Here is a 16,950-nt window from a genome sequence, read left to right as displayed (position 1 = left end):
TTGCGTCGGGCATCAGCCAGTTCGTCACGCAATTCAGCAAACTTTAGCTCTCTTTTATGCATAATCACGCGAGCGGCTAGTTATGAGTGCCAGTCAAGAATCCTGACTCCAATTCAAATACGTCGGATCACGTTCCCATACGCGTTGAAAACAAATGAACTGCAAAGTGACCATTAGGCATCAACGCACCAAGCACTTGATGCACTTGGGCTAGCTTTTCCACACTCACCTTATGGTTTTCAGTAATGGCAATGAGCCATTAGATTGTGCCAGTTTGTAAAATGAATGGGTTGCATCTAGCTTTGCAAATCCCCATTTTTTGGTCATGATAAAGAACGCAATCTTTCGGCACGCTGTCATTATCTCTCCAGGCGATATTGATGATATGGGACACGTCAACAACGCGGTATATCTGCGCTGGGTGCAAGAGGCTGTTATCAGCTATTGGCAGGCAAAATCCTCAATCGAAAACCAAGCTCAACTTCTTTGGGTGGCCCTAAAACACGAGATTAGCTATCACGCACCGCTGTTTTTAAACGACAGTGTAGAAGCTCTGGTAACCGCCACTGGCATGAAGGGATCACGCGCCTTTTTCACGACCACTATTAAGCGCAGTGATGATGTGGCAACGGAAGTAAATAGCTCCTGGTGCTGCGTTGATGCAGAAACCCGACGCCCGCGCCGGATAGACGAAAACATCGCCCGAATATTTCTACCGGGATAGACCGCGTAAGTAGCTCAATAGGGGGTGAAGTGTTGAATTGACCCAGTTTTGTGTTTGATGTTGATCAGCTAAAGCACATCTATCCTATTAAACCCTTTGTCTAGTTCCGATTTGGGTGGATTAACCTGAAATGAAGAACTGGCTCAAAATCAGGCGAAACTCAACATATGAATGCTGCTGATTGCTGCGCGGTCGTGTTCCGAGCAGCTATAGAGCTCGCGGCTGCCGTTATCTTCTGGGCCGGAAAGGAACGAGTCCTTAGCCTAATGACACCCGCTTGCGATATGCTTACTGTGCCTGAAAAACGGTTTTGCCATCCTTGACTGTTTCGATGACCTTGATGTCCTTGATAGCCATCGGATCGACAGTGACGGGATTGTCCGACAGCACGACCAGGTCGGCACGCTTTCCAACCTCGAGTGACCCCTTCGAACCCTCTTCGAAATACTGGTATGCCGCACTGATCGTGATCGCCTTCAGCGTGAGATAAGGCGAGATACGCTCCTCCGCTCCGATGATCTCGCCATTGCGCGAAACTCTGTTCACCGCACTCCAAGTCGCCAGCATCTGGTCGATCGGCACGACGAATGCGTCGGTATGGTTGGTCGGCATTAGGCCTGCTTCATAGGCGCTCTTCATCGGGCTGATGAAGTCGGTCTGCTGGCGACCTCTATTGAGGATATGCGTGTCGGCGAAGAAGAAGGTGTGGTCGGTAAAGAACGCGGGGATGATCCCGTATTCCTTGTATTTGGCTATCTGGTCCGGCCGGATGAACTGCGAATGGATGCCGACCGTGCGCCGCTCTTTGGTCAGGGCAATCGTGCCGCCATATTGACTGGTATGGTAGTATGGTATATTGCTGATCTGGAGGAGGACGAATGCATGCATAGTCAGTTGTTGCAACCAAAGCACATCAGTGTGGTCGACCAGCTGTACGCTGCTCTGCGTGCTGCCATCATAGACAATGCCTTATCGCCGGGTACGCGGATTTCAGAAGCGGAAGTGGCTCAACAGTATGGCGTGAGCCGTCAACCTGTGCGCGAAGCTTTCATTACGCTCGCAAATGAAGGTTTGCTTGAGGTCCGCCCGCAGCGCGGAACGTTTATCGCGAAAATCTCACTACAGGCGGTCATGGATGCGCGCTTTGTCCGTGAGGCGGTTGAAGCTGACATCGTAAAGCTATTGGCCCAATCTCCTGACGATGTACTTGTGACAAAACTACGCGCGCAACTTCTTCGTCAGGAAGAGATAATCGGCGGATCCGCACGAGACTTCATGGATGCGGATGAAATATTCCATCGCACACTCGCTGAAGGCGCCGGGAAGGGCAAGGCCTGGCGCGTGGTAGTCGAGATGAAGGCACAGATGGATCGGGTGCGCTTTCTTTCAAGCATGCATTTTCCGGTTGCCCGGCTGATTGCCCAGCACCGTGAAGTAGTTGAGGCCATTGCTGTGGGCGATGCTTCCCGCGCTGAACAATTCATGCGGCAACACCTGCAAGGAATTCTAATCGATCTCCCCGTGATCGAACAGGAGAGACCTGAGTATTTTCTATAGCACTGCACAAAAGCAGCAACGACGTCATTCCAGAGGAGGAAAGAATGAAGTTTCAGAATTTTAAGCATATAGCAGCCACCTGCGCGATGCTTGCATTGATGGGAGGCACATCGCTTGCGCAAGAGGTTACTCTCAAGCTCGGGCATCTCGCAAATGAAGAGAATATCTGGCACAAAGCCGCGCTGAAATTCGCTGACGAGGTCAAATCTCGCAGCGAAGGCCGCGTGGCGGTTGAAGTCTATCCGAATGAATCACTCGGTAAGGAAATCGACGTGATCAACGGTATGCAGCTTGGCACCGCCGACATGACAATCACCGGTGAGAGCTTGCAGAACTGGGCGCCGAAAGCGGCTTTGCTGGCTTTACCATATGGATACAAGTCGCTTGAACATATGGACACGGTTGCATCAGGTGATATCGGCAAACAGATTGAGGCGGAAATCATCGAAAAGGCTGGTATTCGTCCTCTGACCTATTTCGCGCGTGGTCCCCGTAATCTTTCAGCTAATCGTGAGATAACGAAGCCGGAAGATTTAAAAGGTTTCAAGGTTCGCGTACCCAATGTTCCGATTTTTGTGGCTGCATGGCAGGCACTTGGTGCAAACCCTACCCCAATGGCCTTCTCGGAGGTATTTACCTCGCTTCAAAACGGTACCATCGAAGGACAGGAGAATCCACTCGCTCTCTTTAAGTCGGGCGGCTTTTATGAAGTTCAGAAGGTCATCAACAAAACTGAACACGTTCGCTCCTGGATTTATCTCACGATATCAGATCGCAGCTGGGGAAAATTGTCGGAAGCGGATCAGGCTGCTTTGATAGAAGCCGCTCAAGCCACGCAATCTTACGAACGTGAATTGTTTGTCGCCGACGAGAAAGCACTCGTCACCGATCTGGAAGCGCGGGGTGTGGAATTCATCGACGTCGATCAGTCCGCATTCGCGGCGAAGGCAAAGGACGCAGTTCTGGCATCTGTGCCACAGGAAATCCGTCCCCTGGCCGAACAGGTTTTCAACGACTGAGATAAAGGTGCTGCCGGATGAAGTCCGGCAGCTAGCCTGTCGAGGATACCATGACAAAAACATTCAAAGGATTAGAGGGCGTGTGTCGCCTTCTGATACTCGCAACATTTCTTGTGCTTATGGGCTCAGTCCTATTGCAGGTTTATGCCCGCACATTTTTGAGCACTGCACCAGTCTGGACGGAAGAGCTTACGAGATTCTGCCTGCTTTACATAGGCGCGCTGGGTGCGGGCCTTGCCTTACGCAGCGGTGATATGGTCAATGTTGACCTCCTATGTGAAAGCCTGCCAGGACGCATGCCATGGCTACTGCGACTGGTCAGTGCAATCCTGACAGTGGTTTTTGCCGTCGTTCTTTTGCCTGCTGCTTGGGACTACACCACCATCGGCAGCCGTCAAACGGCCCCTTCTCTCGGCTGGCGCATGGATTTCATCCACGCATCACAGCTTATCCTTTTCGTAGCGCTAACCCTTTGGGCGCTCATGCGCATCATAGAGATGCTGACAGGCCGCCATGATGGGCGACCCATCCCCAATTCGGAGGAAAATTAATGGGTCTGACCCTTCTTCTTGGAACATTTGTCCTGGGGCTGGCCATCGGCTTGCCCGTTGCGGTGACATTAGGTCTGTCTTCAATGGCCTACCTCCTGTTTGCTGATATCCCCTTGGTCGTCATTCCTCAGAAAATGTATGCCGGGATGGACAGTTTCGTGCTGCTCTGTATTCCGGGTTTTATTCTGGCTGGAAACCTGATGAATTCCGGCGGCATAACTGAGCGGATCATTCGCTTTGCCAATGCTCTGGTTGGTTGGATGCGCGGCGGACTGGCACAGGCCAACATCGCAGCCTCTATGCTTTTTGGCGGCATATCGGGAACTGCGGTCGCCGATGTTGCATCCGTTGGTGGCATGATGATTCCTGGGATGAAAAAAGTTGGATACCCAGCTGATTTCTCGGCAGCCGTCACTGCTGCTTCATCGACTGTAGGTCCGATGATCCCCCCAAGCGTTCCCATGATTATTGTCGGATCGCTCTCTGGCCTCTCCGTTGGAAAACTGTTTCTGGCTGGTGCAATGCCAGGCCTCCTAATGGGCTTCGCGATGATGGTAACAACCTATTTCATCGCAAAGAAAAAGAATTTTCCACGTGAAAACTGGAAGGGTGTCCGTGAGTTGTTCACGTCGTTCACCGGAGCGATCTGGGCAATAGCAATGACCGCACTGATCGTCGGCGGACTGCTGATCGGTGTTACAACGCCAACAGAAACAGCGGTAGTAGCCTGTCTGTACGCTGCGCTCGTCGGCCTCTTCATCTATCGGGAATTGCCAGTAAGTCGTATTCCCAAGATAATCATCGACAGTGCCATTAGTTCTGCCGGAATTCTGGTGTTGGTTGGCACTGCGAATGTTTTCGGTTGGATCCTCGTCGCGGAGCGTATTCCACAGGCACTGGCCGATGCAGTTCTCTCAGTTACGGACAACAAGTTTCTCGTCATCTTGCTGATCAATCTTCTGCTTTTGTTTGTTGGCATGTTCATGGAAACGATTGCCGCGTTGATCATTCTGTTCGTGCCTTTGCAGGCTCTGGCTATTGCCGTCGGCATAGATCCCATACACTTCGCCTGTTTTGCTGTCCTGAATCTGATGATCGGCCTAACGACACCTCCTGTCGGCGTTTGCCTTTTCGTGGCGTCAAATATCGCACGACTTCCTCTATCTCCGGTGATTAGGGCAATTATTCCCTACATCATCACCAATATTATCGTCCTTCTGATGGTTAGCTATTTCCCACCTTTGGCGACTTGGTTGCCGAACACATTAATGCCTTGAGGCTCCGATGACAGAACAATTGGTAACACGGATCATTTGCCTTCATGCTCAGAATGACTTGCGCGTAGAAAACAGAGCTTTCGAAGCACCAGGCTCTGGCGAGGTATTGGTGAGTGTTCAGGCTGGTGGCATTTGCGGGTCAGATCTGCATTATTGGCTGGAAGGTGGCATTGGTACAATTGTTGTTCGTGAACCAATCATTCTCGGACATGAGGCATCCGGACGTATCGAGGCACTTGGCGAAGGTGTAACAAACCTCGCCGTCGGCCAGCTTGTTGCCATGAACCCGTCCCAGCCCTGCGGCGATTGCAGTTTTTGCCAGCAAGGTTTGTCTCGCCACTGCAATGCGATGCGTTTTAAAGGTTCAGCGATGTACCTTCCGCACCAGCAAGGCATGTTTCGAGATAAAATGGTGATCGCTGCCGATCAGTGTTTTACAGTACCCAGTGACATCGATCCGGGTGCTGCGGCGTGTGCAGAGCCGCTGGCTGTGTGTTTACATGCAGCCAATCGGGGCGAGGCAATTGCCGGTAGCTTATCGGGCAAAGTCGTGCTGGTAACAGGAGCTGGCCCGATAGGCGCACTTTGTGTAGCGGTGGCAAAAAGACGTGGCGCTTCCGAAATTATCGTAACGGATATTCAAGACGCAACACTTGCGATTGCTGCAAAAATGGGCGCCAACCACACAGTCAATATTTCAGCCGATCCAACTGGACTTGACCGCTGGAAAGAGGGCAAGGGCAAGGTTGATCTGGTCTTCGAGTGTTCTGCTGCGGCCCCCGCAATAAATGATGCAATCTCATGTTTGCGCCCCCTCGGTACTATGGTGCAAGTGGGTGTTGCAGGGCCAACAACCATGCCATTGAATGTGATGGTTGGTAAAGAAATCCAGTTCATCGGTTCGCAACGTTTCGATACTGAATTTGCTGAAGCCGTTCAGTTGATCGGATCGCGTGCAATTGACCCGCGCCCGATCATTACGGCCACATTTCCCGTGACTGAAGCGCTTCCCGCATTTCGCGTAGCGACCGACCGTTCCCAATCGGTCAAGGTTCAAATTGCTTTTGCCGATGCATCTGCACGGCACTAAAAACAGAGAGACGACAATATGAGACAGACCTGGCGTTGGTTCGGTCCCAAAGACTTAGTATCCATAGATGATATGTTGCAGGCAGGCGTGGAAGGTGTGGTAACAGCCCTCCACCATGTCACGACCGGCGCCGTTTGGTCACCTGCAGAAATTGAAAAGAGAAAAGCTGACCTTTCTCAAATGAAAAACGGGGATCCCTCTGGTCTGCGATGGGAAGTCGTTGAAAGTCTTCCGGTCTCCGAGGATATCAAACGCCAAACGGGAGAGTGGAAAACACATATAGCAAACTGGAAGACTTCCATGCGCAACTTGCGTGATGCGGGTATCGAGGTCATTTGCTATAATTTCATGCCAATTCTTGACTGGACCCGTACGGATCTGGCTTATCGATTAACAAATGGCGCAACCTGCATGCGCTATGACGCTATAGATTTCGCGGCCTTTGATATGTTTCTTCTGCAACGCGACAGCGCAGCAGACGACTATAGTCCCGAAGTTCGCGAAGCCGCAAGCAAGCGTTTTGCAGAAATGGACGATGCGCGACGTCTCGAACTCTCAGGCAATGTCGTGTTCGGCTTGCCCGGCGCTGCCGAACGTATGTCGATGGAAGATGTTAAACTTCATATTGCACATTATGAAAGCATTTCGCCTGAACGTCTGCGAGGGCATCTGATAGATTTTCTGGCTGAAGTCAGTCCGCTGGCAGAAGAGCTGGGTGTGCGCCTATGCTGTCATCCGGATGATCCACCGTTCCCTCTGCTTGGCCTGCCGCGTATCATGTCCACCGAAGCCGATTATAAGGCTGTGATGGATGCCGTAAATATTCCGGCAAATGGCATTACACTTTGTACGGGGTCTCTGGGTACACGCGCCGACAATGATTTGCCGGGTATGATGAAACGTCTGGGTGATCGGGTCCATTTTCTGCATCTGCGCAATGTCACCCTTGAAGAAACGCATCTTGGCGGATCGTTCCATGAGGCGGCTCATCTGGAAGGCCATACCGATATGGTTGCCATGATTGCGGCCATTCTTGCCGAAGAAAATCGCCGCAAGCTTGCGGGCCGCGCAGACTGGCAAATTCCACTGCGGCCAGATCACGGTCAGGATATTCTGGATGATCTCAACAGAAGAGCGCAGCCGGGTTACCCATCTATCGGGCGCTTGAAGGGGTTGGCTGAGTTACGCGGTATTATGACCGCACTGTCGCATCCAGATGTCAGGGTTGTTGAATGACGAGACTTTCGACACAGGCAAATGAAGGCGCGTCAGCCCGCTGGCCAGCATATACGCCGGAGAACCATGGGGCTGGGATTGTCCATTTGGGACTTGGCAATTTTGCGCGCGCCCATCTGATCGATTATACTGATACGGTTTTGGCACAAAAAGGTGGCGACTGGCGCGTTATCGGCGTTTCACTGCGTGGAACTGCCGTCGCTGAGAGCTTGAACCCGCAGAATGGGCATTACACGCTGATCACACGCAGCGCGTCTACAGAGGCGCGGGTGATTGGGGCGCTTAAACGGGTATTGGCCGGGCATGAAGTAAGTGGTGATACACTGCAAGCAATGACAGCGCCTGGCTGCCGGATCGTCAGTCTGACGGTCACAGAAAAAGGCTATGGCATATCCAGCGATGGACAGCTCGATCGTAGCCATCCTGTGATCGCTTTGGATCTAGAAAACCCTCAGACACCTAAGGGAGTGATCGGATTGATTGTCGAGGCACTTAACAGGAGAATGGTAAATGGCTTACAACCTTTCACGGTGCTCAGTTGTGACAATCTATCTCATAATGGCCAGAAACTGAGTAATGCAGTCCTTGCTTTTGCGAAGGAAACCCATGGTGAAAAGCTCTTCAACTGGATAGCAAGCGATGTCAGCTTTCCATCTTCTATGGTGGACCGGATCACGCCTGCATCAAGCGTAGAAACCGCGAGACTTGCAGCTGAACTTACGGGACGGGAAGATTATGGTGCGGTAGAGACAGAACCATTCTCCCAATGGGTTATTGAAGATCAGTTTTGCGCCGGCAGGCCTGAATGGGAATGTGCAGGAGTCCTGTTTGTAGAAGATGTAACTGCGTATGAAAATATGAAGCTTCGGATGCTGAATGGTGCACATTCGATGCTTGCCTATAGTGGGCTCTTGTACGGTAAAGCATTTGTACGCGATGTTATGGCGGACCCTAGCCATGCCGCCCTTGTTCGTCGCCATCTTACTGCCGCCGCAGCAACCGTCAAAGGCCTGACAATTGACCTCGACAGCTATGCATCTGCTTTGGCTGAGCGGTTTTCCAACCCGGCGATCGCGCACTCGACAGTGCAAATTGCAATGGACGGTACGCAAAAGCTACCTCAACGCATAACTGCTCCGACTTTGGATACAATTGCAGCTGGCGGATCAATACGTCCTTTTGCATTTTCGCTGGCAGCCTGGCTTGCCTATCTTGTTCAAAAAGACAGTAATGGTAATCCGCAAACTTTGAATGACCCGCGCGCAATGGAGCTTCAGCGAGCCTTGATGAATACGGTAACTTCGGATGATATAATTAAAACCGTTGCAGCTGTTTGCCCTGATGTACTTCCTGATAAATTAACGGACGGCATTTTCGGAACCATGCTCCGGGGAATAGTCAAAGAAATCCAATCCGGAGGCATGGCAGATTTCATCAAGCGGGAGGCGCAGAGGGGGGACTAGAGCATAATCCAACCGGCGCGTGGCCTTTGATAGGATAATGCATGAAAATCTATTTTTGGGCTTTCATATGGTAGGTAACCTGCTGATAGGGTATTTTTATACCGGCCGCGTCAAAGGAAGTTTTCACGGACTTAGTGGTGTTGCGAACTACATCCCAATAATGACTGCTGTCAACCCAATAGCGATAGCACAATATTATTGCACTATCGGCGAGTTCATCGACAAAAAACGCCGGTTTGGGATCCGCCAGAACGCCCTCTTGCGACGAGACAATGTTCTGAATTATTTTAAAAGCGTCATCAATGCTGTCATCATATCCTATGCGGACCTTGAAGTCGTGCATCCTTGCTTTGAGGCGGCTATAATTGGTAACAGAGGTGTTCCATAGAGTGGAATTTGGAGCCATAATGTATATGCCGTCGTAAGATTTAAGCTCGGTTGTAAACAGGCCTATCTCTTCGACAGTACCCATCACGCTGCCTGCGCTTATAAACTCTCCCACTCGAAATGGCCGAAGAACAAGAAGCATGATGCCAGCTGCAATATTCTGAAGTGTGCCTTGCAAAGCGAGACCGATGGCGAGACCGATAGCTCCCAGTGCCGCAAGTATTGAGGCGGTCTGGACGCCAAATTGGCCCAGCACCATCACAAGTACAATAGCAAGTATTCCGTAGCGGATCACGCCGCCAAAAAACTTTGAGATTGTTTTATCAAGCCCACGGATGTTTGATAGAGAATTGACGGCCCAGCGTTGAAGTGTTCCAGCTAGTATCCATCCTGCGCAAAGGATCAAAATTGCACCAAGTGTCGATAGAGAATAGCGCAAAAGCAGATCTGATATCTGGAACAAAAATTGATTGGTGTTTTCGAAGATTTCAGTCGCTTTTTGTTCCATTATTCCTATCTCAATTGTTAGCATTTTAAATATTGAGGTGCCGATGATCACATGTCAGCTGAATGCTCCGGTGCGCTGTGGACCAATTGCGTTTCTGGTGTGTTAACCAATGCGAGATAGCGCTCAAACTGAACGAGTACATCCGAGATTAACTGTTCGTTCGTCATGCCCATGACGTCATAGCCACGACCTCCACTCGAAAAATACGTTCTGGCTTCAAAACGAAATTCAGGTTTTCCCACCGCCATAGTGGAGAAAGCCGGAATCTGGTGTGAGGCTGGCATTATTCCGTAAATGAAGTCACGAACTCCCTCGGCGGAGGAACGCAGCGCGATCGAACCGTTGTCTTCCGAGGACACAACCGTGTCGCGACCACGACTATTGAGTTCTGACGCGACTTCGGACAGCGCTTTCTTTGCCGGTCCTTCGATAAACGTCGCCACTTCACGCTCGGAAGGCGCATGCAACATCAACCCCAATCTGCGCTGCCAAGTCAGACCTGATGCTGGCTGTGCCGTGGGCGCATGGGGTATTCCAGCATGGGCGACGTGCTGGGCAAGATCGGCTCTCATACCTTTGAAAAGCGACCAGACAAGAACAAGAATGACCATAGAAAATGGAAGTGCACTTGCGATGGTCACCGATTGAAGGGCACCTAATCCCCCTGCAACAAGCAGGCTGGCAGCCACGATACCTTCAAGTGCGCACCAGAAGACCCGTTGAGCTGTCGTCGTTTCTGTCTCACCACCCGCAGCGATAGAATCCACAACCAAAGAACCGGAGTCGGAAGACGTAATAAAGAAGATCGCGACCAAAAGGACGGCAAGCGTTGAAGTCAATGTTGTCCAGGGAAGATACTCAAAGAAATGGAACAAACCAACCGACACGTCGGCAGCTATCTCGGCCCCCAGCTTTCCGTTGGCAACGGTTGTGTCAATCAAGATCGCGGAGTTTCCGAAAACAGTCATCCAGAAGAATGTGAAACCGGCTGGAATAAACAAAACAGCTGTAACAAATTCTCGTACTGTTCTCCCTCTGGAAATACGAGCGATGAACATGCCGACAAAGGGTGACCAGGAAATCCACCATGCCCAATAGAAAAGTGTCCAGTCATCAATCCACGGTGTGGGCTGGTAGGCATATATATTGAAGGTTCTAAGGACAATTGAATCCAGATAAAGCCCGATATTCTGAACAAAATCGCGAAATAGTTGTGCAGTTGGTCCCACAACGAGGACAAACAACATAAGCAAAATTGCAATCAGAAGGTTCACTTCTGACAAAATGCGGACGCCCTTATCAAGTCCTGTAACAACGGATATGGTTGCGAGGCCGGTAATGACCAATATCAGGGGAAGCTGCACCTCTAAACCGATGGGAACGCCTGTCAGATAGTTCAGCCCCGCATTAATTTGTGAGACACCAAGTCCAAGTGAGGTCGCGATGCCGAACATTGTTCCAACAATGGCAAAAATATCAACGGCATGGCCAATCGGCCCGTTAATCCGCTCTTTCAGAAGGGGATAAAGACCTGATCGGATCGTTAAAGGGAGATTGTAGCGATAGCCAAAATACGCAAGTGACAGGCCCACAACCGCGTAAATCGCCCATGCGTGAATACCCCAATGAAAAAATGTCACAGCCATTGCCTGGCGTGTTGCTTCAATCGAGCGTGGCTCCGCTGTCGGCGGGGCCATGAAATGGGACATTGGCTCGCCTACGGCATAATACATTAAGCCAATGCCCATACCGGCTGCAAAAAGCATCGCGATCCACGACATAAAACTAAAGTCTGGAGTGGAGTCGTCAGGCCCTAATTTGAGGCGGCCGTACCGACCCAGACTGAGCATCAAAACACTGGCCAGAAAAATTCCCACGACCAGAAGGTAAAACCAGCCAAAGTTCGAAAGAATATTGTTTTGCAAAGCAGCAAAAATTTCAGAGGCCTGATCTGGAACGATTACACCGACTGCCAGAAACAATCCTATGATAATTATCGAACCAAAGAATACCGGCGGATTGATAATAAACTTGGCTGGCATTGTCTCTCGCAAAACTGGGACATAGATAGGGTAAATTGCAACCTAGGACTGGTCACAATTTTGTCAATATTATTAGTACGAATTTATAATTATCTATAAAAATTATATTTTCTAATTTAATATAGTTCATAATTTTAAACCAAAATACTTGTGACAAAATATAAACAAAATAATTTAACATTATTGCGAAATTGATAATCAATTTAATCAGCATCTTTATTATTATTTATAATAAACTCAGCCATACGCGCATTATCACAATTTTTACCCCTTTCCTGTTTCTCAGCGCATTTGCTAAGCATGATATGTCTATGTTCATGATTGGCGGTATAATGCTCAACGGGAACTGGTCTACCAGACAGAAATGAATTCAGACCAATCATTACTCCCAATACTCCGATCGCGTATTTGAGGTTCATGATCTCCTCCCCTTTACCTCGAGATCACTTCTTTTGCGTGTGGAATTATCACCGGTTGTGTCGCAAATTTTTTACATCTGATGAGTTATCACATAAAACTATGTAGGACTTGAGTGAGGCGGAAGCGGATGGCGGTCGATTTCAAAGGCGCACATTTTCCCAAAAGCTTCATTGTGCACGCGGTGTTCTTTTATGTGCGCTATCCCGTTTCCTATCGTGAACTGCAGGAGATCCTTGATGAACGAGGTATCTCGGTTGACCATGCAACCCTAAACCGATGGGTGATTCGCTACTCACCGCAGATCGCCGAGCAAGCTCAGATACGAAAATGCCGCACGGCCAGTTCCTGGCGAGTTGACGAGACCTATCTCAAGGTTCGGGGTAAATGGACCTATTTGTATCGAGCTGTCGATCGCGATGGCCAAACACTTGATTTCATGCTGTCAGAACGTCGGGATCTGGCTGCGGCGCGGCGTTTTTTCAAGAAGGCGATCTCAACCAACGGTACTCCTGAGAAGGTTGTCATTGACAAAAGTGGAGCCAATCTGGCCGGACTGCACGCCGTCAACACCATCCTGAAATTCACAGGCGCAGGCGACATGATTGAAATCCGGCAGGTCAAATACTTGAACAACATCCTTGAGCAAGACCACCGCTTTATCAAACGGATCACCAAGCCAATGATGGGCTTTAAAGCATTCCAATCTGCTTCAGCCACCATCGCAGGGATCGAAGTGGCTCACATGATCCGTAAGAACCAATTCACCAACGACAATCAATCGCCATTTCAGGTCTTTGTGGAACTCGCAGCATAATTGCGTCCAGAGTTAACGCCGCTTTTAACTTACTGAAGATTTTGCGACACAACCGCTCCGAACGGTAAGACAATTCTTGCGCCGCTACCTGCCGGAATCGTCGGTGGTTATGGCCCAAACCTCAGGCGGCTCTGCCTGATGCTGCATGTGCAAGGTCAGGTCACAGTGCAACTGTTGTCGACCCTGCTTAATGACATCGGCATGGACATCTCCGAACGCCAGGTTGTGCGTTTGCTCACCAAGGGGCTAGATGGCTTTGTTGCTGAGGATGCTGCCGTTCTACATGCTGGCCTGGTGTCGGAAGCCTATGTAACGGTCGATGACACCGGGGCCCGTCATGCGCGTGATAACTTCTATACCACCCATATTGGCGGCGAGCATTTTACCGTCTTTCGCACCACGAAAACAAAATCCCGCCTGAACTTCCTGTCGCTCTTGCGCGGCAATTATCAGGATTATGTGCTTAACGACGCTGCTTCTGATTAACTGAAGACGCGACATGGCGTGGATCCGACAGTCATCGCCAGGCTGCAAAACACGCACGCCTCAACGCTTTTGCAACCAGGTTCCCTTTCTGGAACACCTGGCGCGAAAAGGTGTCGACATCTTCGATAAGGACATGGTTCGGGTCGTCGCGGAAGCGGGCATCTGGGGTTCTGTTCGCCACCACGGCCTGCTGGGCAATGCCGTCATTATCTCCGACGACGCCGGCCAGTTCCGGGTTGGCAATCATGCGCTGTGCTGGGTGCATGCGGAGCGGCTGCTGCAAAAGCTGATGCCGGCGACGCCACAGCACGTCCGGTGGGTGGAAATATACGCGATCTCATTTGGAGCTTCTACAAGGCGCTCAAGGCATTCAGGCAGAAGAGCCCCTCACCGGAATCAATCAGCGCTTTCCGGCAACGGTTTGACCGCATCTTCTCTATCCGGACGGGTTGTGTGGAGCTGGACAAGTTTGTTGGCACGTCTGCTACGCCGCAAGGAAGAACTGCTCAAGGTTCTCGAACGCCCGGAAATTCCGTTGCACACCAACGCCTCCGAGAACGATCTGCGCAGCTGCGTCACCAAACGGAAAATCTCGGGTGGCACCATGAGCAACGATGGACGCATTGCCCGCGATACCATGCTGGGCCTTATGAAGACCTGCAAAAAGCTTCGGCTTTCCTTCTGGCATTATCTCGGCGACCGGCTTGGTATATCCAATCAACAAACAGCTATTCCGGAGCTTGCAGGCCTCATTATCGCCAAAGCCTGATCCCACTTACTTACGACTGTTAGGCTTTGAGAATGGCACCACCCGACCTGCTCTTGTTGGTGCTTCATCCATAATATGCCGACCAGTTAAACGCAGCAATGACGGCGAAACATTCCACTGCTTATCGTCATCGGTATGCACCGTCACTGTCTTGCGATTGCGGCGGATTACAAAACCCCGAACCTCGGCACCATCCGGGCCCTCAAACATCACGCCGCTGCCGATCCTGATGTCCTGAAGGGCTGCTTCATTTCTTTGCTGTTGCAGAAACTGCAATCGCTCAACGATGTGCCGGTTCAATTCCATCAGCGTGGCTTCATCCAGACTATCAATATCGAGCTCGGTAATCAGCGTCTTCTTCATCGTTCAATCTATACGACCTTCTTTGGCAAAAGGAATTATGGTAGATTGCAACTCACCGCGCAACTGCACACCAAAATGGCATTGCCCCCGGATCTGCCCGCTTACCCGTCCGGCGCCTCTGTGAGTAGCAAACGCTACAAAGTTACCATTATGAAAATAAATGGTTTTTTGTTTTTTTGAAACTCAAGTGAAATATCTGTTTCGTAGCTCTGACTAGCCGAACGGTGCGTATACCACCGTTTAAAAGAAGCAAGTTATGTTTTAACTTCTATCTTTAATCATACGTCGATTTGATTAAAATTGTCTAGGTGTTTAGTCCCGGCATTTGATGGATTGGATCGAGCCTGAACCTTTCAGGCTCGTTTGTCCAGACGTTGCAGATAAATTCATACGGGGTGAGGCCTCGAAGTGTTTTGAGACGTCGGGCGAAATTATATGCTGATACGAAGCCGCCGATGTGAGCGCGGAGCTAGTCGTGGCTGTCTTAATGATAGCGTTTGACGGTTGCCTCCTTGATCGTCCGATTCATTCGTTCAACCTGGCCATCTGTCCAGGGAAGCTCAGGTTTGGCCATCCTATGCTCGATGCCGTGCCGCCAGCATGTCCGGTCAAACGGATGGCCGCGGAACCGGGCAGTTGGTCCGTTTCGGTTCTTGGGGATATCAGCGAACTGGATGCCGTTGTCGGTCAGAACGGTGTGTATTGCGTAAGGAACAGCGGCGACCAATGCTTCCAGGAAGTCTGATGCTGTTTTTGTGGTGGCACGCTCAACCAGTTGAATGAAGGCGAACTTGGACGTCCTGTCGTTTGCCACATACAGGTAGAGCTTGCCTTCTGCGGTCTGGACCTCGGCCAGGTCGATGTGAAAATAGCCGATAGCATAGGCTTTGAATTTCTTCTTCGACGGCTTGTCACCCTCAACATCCGGCAGTCTCGAAACCCCATGGCGTTGCAGGCAACGATGTAATGACGATCGCGTCAGGTGCGGAATTGTCGGTTGAAGAGCATAGAGGCAATCATCCAGCGCCAGCAGGGTGTGTCGCCGGAACGCGATGATGATCGCCTCCTCTTCTTCATTCAGAACAGTTGAACGCGGTTCTCTCGGCCCGGTTTTAAGAACCTCGACCGTCGCCCGCTTGCGCCAATTCAGAACTGTTTTCGGATTGATCCCGTAGATCCGGCTCAGCCGCGCGGCCGAAGCCTGTGATCGCTGTATTGCAGCTCGGACTGCGTGCGTGGTCGTGGCGCTTCCGTGACGAATTTGGCCCATAGTGCTTCCTCCCATGCTGTGGAAAATATCGCACCATCAAACGCTCGGATCAAACACCTAGTCAAACTGTAATTCTGATGGAATCTATATTATCGATAGCAAAATCGGGCGTGCCATTCCGCTAACGTGGGTACCAATCCTGTATTATTCTATGTCGCCATAAAGGCGTATTTCCCAGACAAACAGTTGGGCTACATGTAGATAGCGACCACTCCTAATTCACGATGATAGACGGAGTGAGTGGTTTGGGCAGGAGGCGGTACAATTATGAAGTGGAGCGCCTACTCAAATCGACCCTTAGGATGTGAGACACCAATCTAAATTGCTTCTTCGCTCACTCCTGACGTTCAATTGGATTTATCTGAGATTTTGCGCGATTTTAAGAGCTCTTATTGCTCGGCATTGATCACAACCGCTCAGACATTAATTTCGCTTTGCAACGCTAGTATCGCAGTACTCGCAGACAGAAACATCTTACACAAATCTATCCTGAGCAACTGACCGTAAGAGATTACGACCTTTACCTTGAGTTGAGATCAGCCATTCCTCTAATTGCACCTATCATCTACACAGTGATAGCCGACTACACATGGAAAGAGCTTCGGTCACGTACGAGGTGACAAATGCAGTCTTATGACTGATGATAAGCGTTTGGCTGAAACGACGATTCCGCAAAGGAAAGCAACTTTTATCCTAAGTGTCATTGGTTTAACAATCGTCAAAATGAGTTTCCGTCACTATAGCGTCAAACCCTTCGATATGCACACCGTGCTTAGCTTATAGCTTTTTCCACCTCGCGCTTCCATCATATAAAAGATGTGTATTGGCGTGATTTGCATGCTCTATCGTTATCGACCGACAACAGCCCATACCCGTTGCGCTCCATAATTCGGACAATACGGACTGAAAGATCAAACGCAGCTATTCTGCTGGCACAGCAAATGCCGTAATGGACACATTGCTTTCAACGCTTA

The 16,950-nt window shown here is 50.3% G+C and carries 17 protein-coding genes and 1 pseudogene; 11 read left to right on the top strand and 7 right to left on the bottom strand.

Annotated features, from left to right (window positions below):
* The first annotated feature begins 325 nt into the window (after positions 1-325).
* Positions 326-724: an acyl-CoA thioesterase gene (locus CEV31_RS18395; RefSeq protein ID WP_094509303.1), complete on the top strand. Its 399-nt coding sequence runs from the start codon at positions 326-328 to the stop codon at positions 722-724.
* A gap of 288 nt (positions 725-1,012) precedes the next feature.
* Here the strand turns inward: CEV31_RS18395 and CEV31_RS18390 are convergent, their stop codons facing one another.
* Positions 1,013-1,612 (bottom strand): amidohydrolase family protein, encoded by a 600-nt coding sequence (locus CEV31_RS18390; protein ID WP_094509301.1) that lies wholly within the window; start codon positions 1,610-1,612, stop codon positions 1,013-1,015.
* On the opposite strand from CEV31_RS18390, the gene CEV31_RS18385 reads away from it, so the two are divergent.
* The 7 genes from CEV31_RS18385 (at position 1,607) to CEV31_RS18355 (ending at position 8,917) form a co-directional block, all read left to right on the top strand.
* On the top strand, positions 1,607-2,281 hold the full coding sequence (locus tag CEV31_RS18385; RefSeq protein WP_094509299.1) for a GntR family transcriptional regulator: 675 nt from the start codon (positions 1,607-1,609) through the stop codon (positions 2,279-2,281). The genes CEV31_RS18390 and CEV31_RS18385 overlap by 6 nt on opposite strands.
* A 44-nt stretch (positions 2,282-2,325) precedes the next feature.
* Complete coding sequence (locus tag CEV31_RS18380) at positions 2,326-3,300, top strand: TRAP transporter substrate-binding protein (RefSeq protein ID WP_094509297.1); 975 nt, start codon at positions 2,326-2,328, stop codon at positions 3,298-3,300.
* A gap of 50 nt (positions 3,301-3,350) precedes the next feature.
* Positions 3,351-3,851 (top strand): TRAP transporter small permease, encoded by a 501-nt coding sequence (locus CEV31_RS18375; protein ID WP_094509295.1) that lies wholly within the window; start codon positions 3,351-3,353, stop codon positions 3,849-3,851.
* Positions 3,851-5,128: a TRAP transporter large permease gene (locus CEV31_RS18370; protein ID WP_094509293.1), complete on the top strand. Its 1,278-nt coding sequence runs from the start codon at positions 3,851-3,853 to the stop codon at positions 5,126-5,128. Before CEV31_RS18375 ends, CEV31_RS18370 begins: the two co-directional genes overlap by 1 nt.
* 7 nt (positions 5,129-5,135) lie before the next feature.
* Positions 5,136-6,218 carry an L-idonate 5-dehydrogenase gene (locus CEV31_RS18365; protein ID WP_094509291.1) on the top strand — a complete coding sequence of 361 codons (1,083 nt, stop codon included), beginning with the start codon at positions 5,136-5,138 and terminating at the stop codon, positions 6,216-6,218.
* Positions 6,219-6,236: 18 nt separating this feature from the next.
* Complete coding sequence (gene uxuA / locus CEV31_RS18360) at positions 6,237-7,454, top strand: mannonate dehydratase (protein WP_094509289.1); 1,218 nt, start codon at positions 6,237-6,239, stop codon at positions 7,452-7,454.
* A gap of 86 nt (positions 7,455-7,540) precedes the next feature.
* On the top strand, positions 7,541-8,917 hold the full coding sequence (locus CEV31_RS18355; protein WP_235818161.1) for a mannitol dehydrogenase family protein: 1,377 nt from the start codon (positions 7,541-7,543) through the stop codon (positions 8,915-8,917).
* Between the two features lie 49 nt (positions 8,918-8,966).
* On the opposite strand, the gene CEV31_RS18350 is transcribed toward CEV31_RS18355, so the two are convergent.
* The 3 genes from CEV31_RS18350 to CEV31_RS21000 all read right to left on the bottom strand — a co-directional run bounded on the left by CEV31_RS18350 (position 8,967) and on the right by CEV31_RS21000 (position 12,273).
* The gene (locus CEV31_RS18350; RefSeq protein ID WP_235818160.1) at positions 8,967-9,863 is read right to left on the bottom strand and encodes a mechanosensitive ion channel family protein; all 897 of its coding nucleotides are present in this window, start codon (positions 9,861-9,863) and stop codon (positions 8,967-8,969) included.
* Complete coding sequence (locus tag CEV31_RS18345) at positions 9,860-11,854, bottom strand: BCCT family transporter (protein WP_094509285.1); 1,995 nt, start codon at positions 11,852-11,854, stop codon at positions 9,860-9,862. Before CEV31_RS18345 ends, CEV31_RS18350 begins: the two co-directional genes overlap by 4 nt.
* A gap of 203 nt (positions 11,855-12,057) precedes the next feature.
* Complete coding sequence (locus CEV31_RS21000; protein ID WP_143850985.1) at positions 12,058-12,273, bottom strand: hypothetical protein; 216 nt, start codon at positions 12,271-12,273, stop codon at positions 12,058-12,060.
* Between the two features lie 128 nt (positions 12,274-12,401).
* Between CEV31_RS21000 and CEV31_RS18340 the strand changes: the two genes are divergently transcribed.
* Both CEV31_RS18340 and CEV31_RS18335 read left to right on the top strand, forming a co-directional pair.
* Positions 12,402-13,088 (top strand): IS6 family transposase, encoded by a 687-nt coding sequence (locus CEV31_RS18340; RefSeq protein WP_094509283.1) that lies wholly within the window; start codon positions 12,402-12,404, stop codon positions 13,086-13,088.
* Positions 13,089-13,226: 138 nt separating this feature from the next.
* Positions 13,227-13,574, top strand: a complete 348-nt coding sequence (locus CEV31_RS18335; RefSeq protein WP_094509281.1) for a hypothetical protein — start codon at positions 13,227-13,229, stop codon at positions 13,572-13,574.
* A 31-nt stretch (positions 13,575-13,605) separates the two neighbouring features.
* Here the strand turns inward: CEV31_RS18335 and CEV31_RS21360 are convergent, their stop codons facing one another.
* Entirely contained in the window at positions 13,606-13,857 is a 252-nt protein-coding gene (locus CEV31_RS21360) for a hypothetical protein (protein ID WP_235818165.1), read from the bottom strand.
* 6 nt (positions 13,858-13,863) lie between these two features.
* Between CEV31_RS21360 and CEV31_RS21355 the strand changes: the two genes are divergently transcribed.
* A complete protein-coding gene (locus tag CEV31_RS21355; protein WP_235818164.1) occupies positions 13,864-14,343 on the top strand; it encodes an IS66 family transposase in 480 nt (159 codons plus the stop codon).
* A 6-nt stretch (positions 14,344-14,349) separates the two neighbouring features.
* Here CEV31_RS21355 and CEV31_RS18325 read toward each other — a convergent pair whose 3' ends face one another.
* Both CEV31_RS18325 and CEV31_RS18320 read right to left on the bottom strand, forming a co-directional pair.
* Entirely contained in the window at positions 14,350-14,706 is a 357-nt protein-coding gene (locus tag CEV31_RS18325) for a hypothetical protein (RefSeq protein ID WP_094509278.1), read from the bottom strand.
* A gap of 304 nt (positions 14,707-15,010) precedes the next feature.
* A pseudogene (locus CEV31_RS18320) lies at positions 15,011-15,976 on the bottom strand (IS481 family transposase).
* Positions 15,977-16,950: the final 974 nt, after the last annotated feature.

The organism is Brucella thiophenivorans (genome assembly GCF_002252445.1).
Lineage (GTDB): Bacteria > Pseudomonadota > Alphaproteobacteria > Rhizobiales > Rhizobiaceae > Brucella > Brucella thiophenivorans.
This window is presented reverse-complemented; position numbering and strand designations above follow the sequence as displayed.